The sequence below is a fragment of the Bacteroidota bacterium genome (assembly GCA_018698135.1).
Lineage (GTDB): Bacteria > Bacteroidota > Bacteroidia > CAILMK01 > JAAYUY01 > JABINZ01.
In genome coordinates, this window is the sequence record JABINZ010000004.1 from 1 (window position 1) to 8,451 (window position 8,451).

Annotated in this window: 6 protein-coding genes; 3 read left to right on the forward strand and 3 right to left on the reverse strand. The window is 35.6% G+C overall.

Annotated elements, in window-relative coordinates; genetic code table 11:
* The 3 genes from HOG71_00295 to HOG71_00305 form a co-directional block, all read left to right on the forward strand.
* On the forward strand, positions 1 to 1,962 hold a 1,962-nt coding region (locus HOG71_00295), incomplete at its 5' end, for an alpha-2-macroglobulin family protein (GenBank protein ID MBT5989269.1).
* 128 nt (positions 1,963 to 2,090) lie between these two features.
* Positions 2,091 to 4,421, forward strand: coding sequence for a penicillin-binding protein 1C (gene pbpC / locus HOG71_00300; protein ID MBT5989270.1), 2,331 nt, complete (start codon positions 2,091 to 2,093; stop codon positions 4,419 to 4,421).
* A 9-nt stretch (positions 4,422 to 4,430) separates the two neighbouring features.
* Positions 4,431 to 5,372 (forward strand): hypothetical protein, encoded by a 942-nt coding sequence (locus HOG71_00305; GenBank protein MBT5989271.1) that lies wholly within the window; start codon positions 4,431 to 4,433, stop codon positions 5,370 to 5,372.
* Between the two features lie 561 nt (positions 5,373 to 5,933).
* Here the strand turns inward: HOG71_00305 and HOG71_00310 are convergent.
* The 3 genes from HOG71_00310 to HOG71_00320 form a co-directional block, all read right to left on the reverse strand.
* Positions 5,934 to 6,854 carry a diacylglycerol kinase family lipid kinase gene (locus HOG71_00310; protein MBT5989272.1) on the reverse strand — a complete coding sequence of 307 codons (921 nt, stop codon included), beginning with the start codon at positions 6,852 to 6,854 and terminating at the stop codon, positions 5,934 to 5,936.
* 6 nt (positions 6,855 to 6,860) lie between these two features.
* A complete protein-coding gene (locus tag HOG71_00315; protein ID MBT5989273.1) occupies positions 6,861 to 7,574 on the reverse strand; it encodes a 1-acyl-sn-glycerol-3-phosphate acyltransferase in 714 nt (237 codons plus the stop codon).
* A 169-nt stretch (positions 7,575 to 7,743) separates the two neighbouring features.
* Positions 7,744 to 8,451 (reverse strand): MFS transporter (locus HOG71_00320; GenBank protein MBT5989274.1); only part of this gene is annotated, 708 nt, incomplete at its 5' end.

The following is an 8,451-nucleotide window of genomic DNA, read 5'->3' on the forward strand; positions in this document are numbered from 1 at the left end:
GAAGCCTGGCTTCCTAAGTTCTCTGGTGCTGTTCGAATAATGGCAGTGGCTTATAAGGACAATCAGTTTGGATCGGCTGAAAAAGAAATGAAAGTTGCCGATCCAATTGTAATAAGTTCAGCTTTACCGCGCATATTGAGTCCGGGTGATAAGCTTGTCTTCCCCATTACATTAACGAATACAACAGCAAAATCAACAAAAGCGAAAGTAACGATTAGTGTTAATGGACCTATAAAAATTGATGGAGATATAACTCAAAGCATACAATTGAATGCCAATAGCGAGGGGCAGCTAGCTTTCCAATTAATAGCTGATAAGGCAATTGGAAATGCAGAAATAAAAGTAAAAGTAAGCGCCCTGAATGAGCAGTTTTCTGATGAAACAAATGTTCCTGTTCGTCCTGCTGCCGGTTTGGAGAAGAAATTTGGTGCTGGGAATATTACTGCTGGTAAAACAGTTTCATTAACTGTGACATCAGATTTTCTGAAAAAGAGTTCTTCTTCGAAATTAATTCTAAGTAAGTCTCCTCTTGCTGAGTTTTCCAAAGATCTGGAATACCTGATTCGATATCCTTATGGCTGTTTGGAGCAAACAGTTTCTGCTGCATTTCCTCAATTGTATATTCGAGATTTAGCCACAGCACTGAATCAAAATAAAGCCAGGCAAAACATGGATATTGACTATAATGTGCAGCAGGCTATTCATAAAGTTCAATCGCTGCAGATGTATGATGGTTCATTTACCTATTGGCCAAGTGGTAGCTATGCAAATGTTTGGGCCAGCGTTTATGCAACTCATTTTTTGGTGGAAGCCAAGAAAGCTGGATATGAAGTTACTGACTCGAAGTTGAATAATGCCATGAGGTATTTGAAACGAATTGTCAAAAATAAAGCCTACGATACCTGGCATTATTACGATCAATCAAATTCCCTACAATTTAAAACGATTGCAGGCAGGGAGAATTTTTATGCACTCTTTGTACTGGCTGCTAGTGGAAAAGAAAATCGGTCGATCATGAATTATTACAAAGCCAATTTGCACTTACTTTCAACTGATTCAAAGTTCTTATTAGCGGGTTCCTTTGCATTAATTGGTGATATGAAAAGCTATCATACTATAGTCCCCAAAGCATGGGATAATTATCGATCAAGACGTTCTTTTGGAGGGTCATTTTATTCCTATGTAAGAGATAAAGGAATTGCCTTATATGCATTAATGGAAAGTGATCCTTCTAATATGATGGTACCCGTTTTAACGAAGAATTTATCTGAAGAGTTTAAGTCAAAACGATGGTTGTCAACACAGGAAAGAGTTTTTGCGCTATTGGCTTTGGGTAAAGTTGCCCAAAAAGGTAGCCATTCAAATGTTACTGCAAGCATCAGCTTTGGGAAGAATAGTTATCAATTTACAGGAAAGGATTTAGTCATACCAGATAATTTCAATAACCAAAAGGTAACCATCAGCACCCAAGGAAGTGGTAATTTGTACTATTTCTATGAGGTAGAAGGAATAAGTGAAAGTGGAAAAGTCGAAGAAAGAGATAATAATCTCATTGTACGAAGAAATTTCTATGATCGGTTTGGCAATGCTTTAAATGGCAAATATTTTAGTCAAAATGATTTGGTTGTCATTGAGCTTTCAATTCGTTCATCTATTGGAAAAGAGGTGGAAAATGTTGCTGTAACAGATATCCTTCCTGCATGTTTCGAAATTGAAAATCCACGATTGACGGAAGGACGAGAAATGGATTGGATCAAATATCGGCTATATCCCGATTATGTTGATATTCGTGACGATAGACTTTCATTTTTTACTACTGCACGATCAACTACGCAAAAGTATTATTATTCAGTACGAGTAGTTTCTAAAGGAACGTTCAAGTTAGGTGCTGTTGGAGCTGATGCCATGTATGATGGAGAGTATAATTCTTATTATGGTGCCGGGGAGGTTGTGGTGAAGTAGATAGTCTCTCGCAAAGACGCAAGGAACGCTATGTAAACTGACTGAAAAATGCGTTGTGATCTTTGCGCCTTTGCGAGAAAACTAAGAATTAATCCGCACGAATGATCTGCCATTTCATTTCAAAACTGATGCATAACAACTTTATAAAAGGATTCTGGAATCAAATTCCATTCTGGAGAAGACTGGTTTTCCTTTTGGTCATTTCTTTTTATGGTATTTTTCATATTCTGGATTTTGCCTTTCCATTCAAACCCCAAATTGAATACTCTCAAGTTATTTTGGCAAAAGATGGAAGTATAATGCATGCCTATCTCAATCAGGATGATAAGTGGAGAATAAAAACGAATCTGGAAGAAATAACACCGGAGTTAAAACAGACCATAATTTTTAAGGAGGATAGGTTTTTTCGTTATCATTTTGGTGTTAATCCGGTTGCGATTGCAAAAGCATTGGTCAGGAATATTTTCAGAGGCGAAGTGGTTTCTGGCGCCTCTACCATTAGCATGCAGGTAGCTCGCATGTTAGAACCCAAAAAGAGAACCTATTGGCATAAAATCAAGGAAATTTTTAGAGCCATGCAGCTTGAAAGGCGCTATTCAAAAAATGAAATTCTTCAGATGTATTTGAATTTGGTGCCTTATGGTGGAAACATCGAAGGAATTAAATCAGCTGCCTTGCTTTTTCTGGAACAAAAACCAGAAGCGCTGAGCCTGGCTCAAATTGTTATGCTTTCAATTATTCCCAATAACCCCAATACATACAAACCAGGTGATAATAATTCTTTGTTACTTGAAAAAAGAAATGAATGGTTGCAGTATTTTGGCAAAAAAGAATTATTCAAAGAACAGGATATACTCGCTGCATTGGATGAGGATATTGATTGCTACCGGCATGAAGCTCCTAAGTTAGCACCCCATTTATCTTATCGATTAAAAAGTAGCTTTCCGAATGATATTTTTATCCAATCAGTGGTCGATCTTAACAAGCAAAGCAAAGTTGAGAATATCACCTACAATTACATCAAGCATATCCGAAACAGAAATATTGGAAATGCCTCTGTTTTATTAATTAACAATGAAACAAAAGAGGTAGAAGCTTATGTAGGCTCTGCTGATTTTTGGGATAATCAATACCAAGGACAAGTAGATGGAATCAGGGCCATTCGTTCACCCGGAAGTGCATTAAAACCTTTTTTATATGCCATGGCATTTGATAAAGGAATTATTTGTCCGAAAACAGTGGTTACAGATGTTCCCATTAACTATGATGGTTACCGCCCGTCCAATTATGATGGCAGATACAGTGGGCTTATTAGTATTGAAAAAGCATTGGCATCGTCCTTAAATGTGCCAGCAATTAAAGTGCTTGATGAGCTGGAAACGAATGATTTTGTTGAACTATTGGGGCGTTCAGGCTTTAAACGAATTAAGCAAGATAAAAGCAAATTGGGCTTGTCCTTAATTCTTGGTGGCTGTGGTGTTACGCTCGAGGAATTGGTGAATGCTTATTCAACTTTGGCCAATGGAGGAATTTATTCTGGATTGAAATACATTCGTTCTGAGGAGGCATTATATCAGGATAGCATTTATAGTGCAGGGTCATCTTATATGACTTCAGAAATATTGGCTACACTCATTCGCCCCGACCTCCCAAATAAATTCGAAAACAGTGTGCACTTGCCAAAGATTGCCTGGAAAACAGGTACATCCTATGGACGAAGAGATGCTTGGGCAATAGGATATAATACCAAGTATACAATTGGAGTGTGGGTGGGTAATTTTTCTGGAATTGGTATCCCTGAATTGAATGGGGCTGAATTCGCAGTGCCACTATTATTCAATGTGTTTAACTCGATTGATTATGATGAAGGGAAAAAATGGTTTAAAAAACCAGAATCTTTAGGCGAAAGATTGGTTTGTTCGGTCAGTGGATTACCTCCTAATGAATTTTGTGACGATCAGGTAATTGATTATTATTTGCCGGGCATTTCGAATAATTCAAAGTGTATGCACCAAATTGAAGTATTTACTGACGCTAATGAAGATTTCTCCTTTTGCAGATCGTGCAAACCAAAAGCAGGATACAAGAAAAAAATATACCCAAACTATGCATCTGACCTCTTGTCTTTTTATGAGGATGAAGAAATTCCCTATGAGAAAATTCCAACACATAATCCTCGATGTGAAAGAATATACCATGATAATGCGCCAGCCATTATATCCATTACCCAAGGCATGGAATACCTGTTATTTAAAAATGAAAGTAATAAACTGCAATTGAGATGCAGTGTTGAAAATGGGGTTGAACATGTATATTGGTATGTAAATAATAAATTGTTGCAGAAAGCAAAAGCCACTGAAAAATTATTTTTTGAACCTAAAGAGGGCGAGAACAAAATATCTTGTGTTGATGATAAAGGACGGAATACAGATATTTGGGTGAATGTGGGGTTTATTTAATTTAAAAATATGTTGAAATTATTGTCTCAAATACTATTAAACAGTTTGCTTTTTACAAGTGTCCTTAATTTAAATGCTCAAAGTAGGCAAACTAATTGGGAGAACGAGAATCTAAATGGGGAGGTAAAGTCTATAATCGAGTATAAATACAATAGTGTTGACTCACTTTGGCAAATCACTTCTGGGCACTGTTTTTTTAAGCAATTAATAGCATTTAATAAGAACGGGACAGAGGTTGAAAAAGTTTATTACTCTTCAATCGATGAAATATATTCAAAATATTCATCTATATACTTTGAAGGCAAGTTAATCAAGCATTATTGCTTCAATTCTGAAGGGGACTTTTTAATTGAATACATATATGATTCTTTTGCAAATCTTGTGAAAGAAATAGAGCATCAATACTTTGGAATGGAGTATTGCGAAAAGTATAGAAAGAAAACATTTTGTTGGAATACACATGTGACAAACTTTCAATATGACAATAATAATCTTGTTTTATCAAATTCAGAAGCTCTTCAATATAATTGCACTTCAAAAACTATCTATAAATATGATGAGAGCGGATTACTAATAAATGAGTTTAATTATTCAAACAGTGTATATTCAAGTTTCTTTACCTATTATTATAATGATTTAGGAGATTTGATTGAAAAGGAGTATTCAAGTAGTGATGGAAAAACATTGTATCGATATCTTTTTGATAGCACTGGAAATAAAATAAGAGAGGAACATTTTACTTTTGATGGTCACCTTCGCCAAACAATTGATTATTCATATGATCAAAGAGGCAATTGCACTAAAAGGAATAGTATGTCTCTGGAAGGCAATATTCAGAATGAATTAAACTATACCTATGAATTTGATGATAAGAGAAATTGGATAATCCTTTATGGAATGATTAAAAACAGACCTGCTTTATTAGTCAAGCGTACAATTGAATACTATTAAAAATATGTCCTTCCGACTTTAAAGGAATTTTGATAATTCCTACTTGTTTATTCTCTGTTTACAGATTCTTCATTGCATTCAGAATGACAGAGCATAATAGTGAAGGCTTTCATTTTTGATAAAGCGCTGCGGAGTCTATTCATCCCACTCCCCTTGTGTCATTCCGACTTTGGAGGAATCTGACCAATTCCTGCTTGTCCATTCTCAGTCAACAGATTCTTCATTGCATTACAGAATGACACAACTGAATAAGAGCAGGATTCCCCTCTTTTTGTCATGCCGACCGTAGGGAGGTATCTGTAAGCGAAGAATTTGCGTTTCTTTTTGGGATCACTCAGGTTTAACACTAACAGATTCCTCACTAAGCGTTCGGAACGACAGAAACTGTGTAGAGTAGGATTTTCCTTTTTTTGTCATGCCGATCGTAGGGAGGTATCTGTAAGCGAAAAGTCTGCGTTTCTTCTGGGGATCACTCAGGTTTAACACTAACAGATTCCTCATCTGATAGAATCGGGGTTAGAATGACAAAACCTATTAATGAGGAAATGAATTAATCGAATTTCAATCCTTAAAAAAATGCTCCCCATTCGGATTATAAATGAAGTTCAATGCTTTTGGCAGGAGAGAAACATCAATTTCTGTTGCGAAAAATAATTCACCATCCAGGTGATAGGGTACTTCTTTATCAAATGATACTTGCAAGTTGGGTGTTTGGTAATAATTGACTTTTGGATCATGTATATGAGTACCTTTTGGTACTTGCATGAGGATTTTTAATCGCTGTAATAAATTCAACTTCTTAATCATGCAAACATCAAGTAAGCCGTCATCTGCCAAGGCTTTTGGTGTAAGGTAAAAGCCACCTGCAAAACGTCTTCCAATAGATATTGTATTGATAAAGCAATCTGTTTCCCCAGCATTTTCACCCCCTACAATCTTCATTTTGATTTCTTTAAAAAAGAGAAGTGTTTTTACAATATGCCAAATATATTTGTTTTTACCACCCTCTTTTACAACACCGGGTTCAGCATAGTTTTCAGCAGCCACTTGAGCGTCAAAACCAAGTCCCATCCCGTTTAAAAAATAATTGCCATTGCAATGTCCAACATCCATCAGTTTTGTGTTCAAATCAAAAAATGTTTTCCAATTTTCTTCAGTAAATCTGTTTGGAAATCCTAGTAATTGGATAAAGTCGTTGCCGGTTCCCGCAGGAATTGCTCCACTAATGATGTCTTTTCGATTTATGATGGGCGTAAATACTTCATTAACAGTCCCATCTCCTCCGACTGCAATAATGTATTTATATCCCAGATCAGCGTATTTCTTTGAAAGTTCTCCAGCATGCCCTTTCCTTTCTGTGGTTACATATTCAGCCGGAATATTGTATTCAGCAACCTTCTTTTCTAAAATCGATTTTATTTCTTCTCCATACCCATTTCCAGCAATCGGGTTAATAATGAATATCCATTTGTGATTTTCCATGTTTTACTATTTAATAATGGCAGATTGAATTACTTCTTTAACTGATTCAATTATCTCAGAATCACTTTTATTAATTAAAAGACTTCTTTCAATAGGTTTATGTATGATGACATTAATTTTTGAATTGAAATTAATATGAAATCTGTTTTTTGGTTTTAGGGAATAGAAGCCATTCAGGGTAACCGGTAGAATATTTACATCGGAAGCTTTCATTAATCGGATAAAGCCTTTGTAAAAATTGTTTATTTGGCCATCTAATGTGCGTGTTCCTTCATGAAAAATGGCAATGGTATTGGTTTGGGATTTATGAATTAAGCTGTCGAGCATAAGTCTTGTGTTGCTGAAGGTTGCCGATTTCATTGGCACATAGTTGGTCATCAATAAAATTTGTTTGAAGACCGGAATTCTCAATAAACGTTCATGTCCGAACCAGGATACATTTGGATAGAAGGCCATGATTGCCATGATGTCAAAAAGGCTTGCGTGATTAGCAATTAAAATATAATTTCCTCCTTTCTGAATATTCTGCATGCCATTGATTGTTAACTTTTTACCCATTAGATAGAAGACAGATTTGGCCCAAAAATGCATGACGTGCTGTACGCTTTTCTTTCTTTTAAGGATGGCAAAAAAGAGCGAAATTAATACGATCACAAAAGTAAAACTATATAGGATAATGAAAACAGGTACAGAAACTAGGGTGTATATTCTGGCTCTCATGTTTGTTGGAGGAGTTATTTTACTGGGAAACTTGAATTAGATCATTTAATCAATCCCTGAATTTGATTTTTATAGATTTTATTTTTTAGCAAGGTACATTTAAAAAAATTGATATGAAAATGATGTAGACACTCGTCCGAATTTGTCCTATTCTTAAATTCTGATATTGTCACTTATTTAGAGGCAAATCAACTCCAAAACCTCTTTTTTTGTCATAATATTTTAGCAGAAGAGCGAAGAATAAACCAAGCAAACCGAGTGCTGCAAACATGATCATGGTTGGTGTGTAATTTAAAGTTTCTGGATTTCCGGGATTTGCTTTATCAAGAATAATTCCTGCCAAAATTGGAAAACCCCACAAACCAAGATTTTGTATAGAATACATTAAGCCGTAGGCTGTTCCTATTTGCTTTTCCTTGACTAACCTAACCATCGAAGGCCACATTGCGGCAGGAACTAATGAGAATGCTACGCCTAATAAAATCATTAATGCCTGTGGTGGCGTATTGGTGAATGAAAACGTGATGTGAACAATAAATAAAGCAAATGAACCAAATATCATGGCAGATGCTGCTTTCCCAAATCGATCAATCAGAAATCCAAATAAAGGTGTGAAAAATAGAGTACCCAAGGGCAAAAGAGATGTTATTTGCCCGCTTTGAACATAGCTAACACCAAATTTGTGGTAAAAGAAATCCGGTGCAAATGCCATAAAGGGAAAAACAGCTGAATAAAAGGTCAGGCAAATTAGCGCAATCATGATATATGCTGGATTTTTAATAATATCCAGAATATCCTTCATTTTAAATTTGTCTTCTTTCGTAAGTAATTCTTTTTGTTCTAGCTGTTTATCTACCTTAATATCAATAAGCATATA